The organism is Kitasatospora sp. NPDC057512 (genome assembly GCF_042802135.1).
Classification (GTDB): Bacteria; Actinomycetota; Actinomycetes; order Streptomycetales; family Streptomycetaceae; genus Kitasatospora.
On sequence record NZ_JBHVET010000974.1, the window covers coordinates 1 to 2,543 of the forward strand.

Consider the following 2,543-nt stretch of genomic DNA (forward strand, 5'->3'; position numbering starts at 1 on the left):
GTGCTGGACGACCCGTGCGGGCCGCCCGGCCGCCTGCGCCGAGGCGGCGCCCAGCGGGCCGTCGACGGTGATCAGCTCGATGTCCGGGGAGAGTTGACTGATCGTCAGTGCGGCCCGGGCGACGGCCCGCGGGCGGGCCCCGAGCGCCAGGGCCCGCCGCTGGACCTCGGCGCCGTCGCTGCCCTTGAGGCCGACCAGGCCGCCGAGGCCGGCGACCGGGTTGACCACCAGCCCGATCCGGGCGCCCGGGGCGGAGGTCACGGCCGCTCGCCCAGGACCTTGCGGCGGTAGGCGCGCCAGCTGACCGCCCAGACCGCAGGGTCGTCCAGCGGCTCGTGCCGGATCCGGTGCACGGTGGAGTTGTGCGGCGCGGTGCGGACGGTCTCCGGGTCCTCGTACGCCTCGCGGGCGACCTCGGCGAGGATCGCCGCGTACTCGTCCAGGTCGGCCCGGGAGTAGGACTCGGTGGGCTCCAGCGTCATCGGCTCCGGGACGACGTACGGGTGGTGGCTGGTCCAGTAGTGGGTGCCGAAGTCGGCGGCGCGGTAGCCGAGGTCCTCGCTGTGCAGGCCGGTGTCCTCGTTGAGCTGCTGCCAGCTGTAGCGGACCTGCTCGACCCGGGGGCGGCCCTCGGCGTACGGGACGGAGACGCCGCGGATCCTCCGCACCCGGTGCAGCAGGTAGTTGTTGTTGAGCACGGCGGTCTCGGCGGCCTCGCGCAGCCCCTTGGCGCCCAGCGCCGTGATCCAGGCGTAGGCGCGCACCAGGTTCGGCACGACGCCCAGGTAGGGGCGGATCTTGCCGACCGAGTCCGGCCGGTCGTCGTCCAGGACGTACCGCTCGCCGTCGAACTCGACGGTGGGGCGCGGCAGGTAGGGCGCGAGTTCGGCGGTGACGCCGCAGGCGCCGGCCGCCGGGCCGCCGCAGGCGTGCGGGGTGGAGAAGGTCTTGTGGAGGTTGAAGTGGCACAGGTCGAAGCCGGCCTCGCGGGCCCGGGTGATGCCGAGGATGCCGTTGGCGTTGGCCTGGTCGTAGGCGCACAGGCCGCCGGCCTCGTGGACGATCCGGACGAACTCGGCGATCCGGGGGTTGTAGATGCCGGTGTCCTCGGGGTTGGTGATGAGGAGTGCGGCGGTGCGCGGGCCGACGGCGGCGCGCAGCGCCTCGATGTCGGGGTAGCCGTCGGCGTCCGGGTGCAGGGTGATCACCCGGAAGCCGGCGGTCTTGGCGCAGGCGGCGTTGGAGGGGTGGGAGAAGGCGGTGGTGATGATCTCGTCGCGCTGCTCCAGCTCGCCGCGCGCGGCGTGGTGGGCGCGGATCACCGAGACGTTGGTCCAGATCGCCGCCGAGCCCGCGCCGGGCTGGAGGCTGACCCGGTCCATGCCGGAGACCTCCTTGAGCAACTGCTCCAGCCGGTGGACGAGTTCGAGCACGCCCTGGACGGTGGAGGGGTCCTGCGCGGGGTGCAGGGCGGCGATCCGGGGGTCGCGGACGAAGGCGTCGTTGACCTTGGGGCTGTACTTCATGGTGCAGGTGCCCTGGCCGACGTCCACGTTGAGGTCGGCGCCGAGGTTCTCCTGGGAGAGCCGCAGGTAGTGCCGGAGCACCTGCTGCTGGCCGAGTTCGGGCAGGGCGGGCGGTGTACCGCGGCGCAGCGCGGCGGGCAGCCGTTCGGCCGGGTCGCCGACGGCGGCGGTGACGGCGGGCTCGGGCAGCGGGGGCAGGACGCCGCGCTCGCCGGGGGCGCCGAGCTCGAAGACGAGCTTCTCGTCCCAGCGGGCCTGGTGGAAGCGGCGCAGGGCGGGTTTGGGGGAGATCCGCGGGTCCACCGGCTCGGGGTTCTGACGGTTCGTCACTTCGCGATCTCCTCAAGTGCGTCGGCGAGGCGGTCGATGTCGGCCCGGGTGTGCAGCTCGGTCACGCAGTAGCGGCCCTCGCGGGCTCCGGCCCCGTCGGCCCCGACCGGGGTGCCGCCGTGCAGGCCGCGGGCGAGCAGCGCCTCGGCGATGGCGGCGGCGGTGCGCTCGCCGGTGTAGCGGACGGTGAAGTCGGCGAAGTGCACGGCCCGCGGGTCCGCGAGCTCCACGCCGGGGACCTCGGCCAGGCGCTGGCGGGCGTAGGCGGTGTTGGCGAGGATCGTCGCGCCGATCTCCCGCATGCCGTGCGGGCCCATCAGCGTGAGGTAGACCCCGGCGGCGATGCCGTGCAGCGCGGCGGCGGTGCCGACCCACTCCTTGCCCTCCTCGCGCACGGCGAAGGAGGTGCGCTCGTACGCGACGTCGCCGAAGCCGTACTCGCCGGGGACATCGGTGGGGACGAGGCCGAACAGCCGGCTCGGGTACTCGGCGACCAGGCGCTCGTCGTCCGGGCTGCCGATGAAGCCCGCGTTGCCGCCGCCGTAGCTCGGGTGGATGCCGAGCGGCTGGAGATCGCCGCAGGTGAGGTCGGCGCCGAGCTCGGCGGGCGGGGTGAGCACGCCGAGGCTGAGCGGGTTGACGTGGGCGACGGCCAACGCCCCCGCCTGGTGGGCGAGTTCGATGTAC

General features: G+C 74.3%; 1 protein-coding gene and 2 pseudogenes. All 3 read right to left on the minus strand.

Going from position 1 to position 2,543, the window contains the following annotated elements; translation table 11 throughout:
• Positions 1–261, minus strand: a pseudogene (locus ACFU6K_RS36455) (ATP-NAD kinase); the annotation flags it as partial.
• On the minus strand, positions 258–1,856 hold the full coding sequence (gene gcvPB / locus ACFU6K_RS36460) for an aminomethyl-transferring glycine dehydrogenase subunit GcvPB (RefSeq protein ID WP_380670553.1): 1,599 nt from the start codon (positions 1,854–1,856) through the stop codon (positions 258–260). The pseudogene ACFU6K_RS36455 and the gene gcvPB, both read right to left, overlap by 4 nt.
• Positions 1,853–2,543, minus strand: a pseudogene (locus tag ACFU6K_RS36465) (aminomethyl-transferring glycine dehydrogenase); the annotation flags it as partial. The pseudogene ACFU6K_RS36465 and the gene gcvPB, both read right to left, overlap by 4 nt.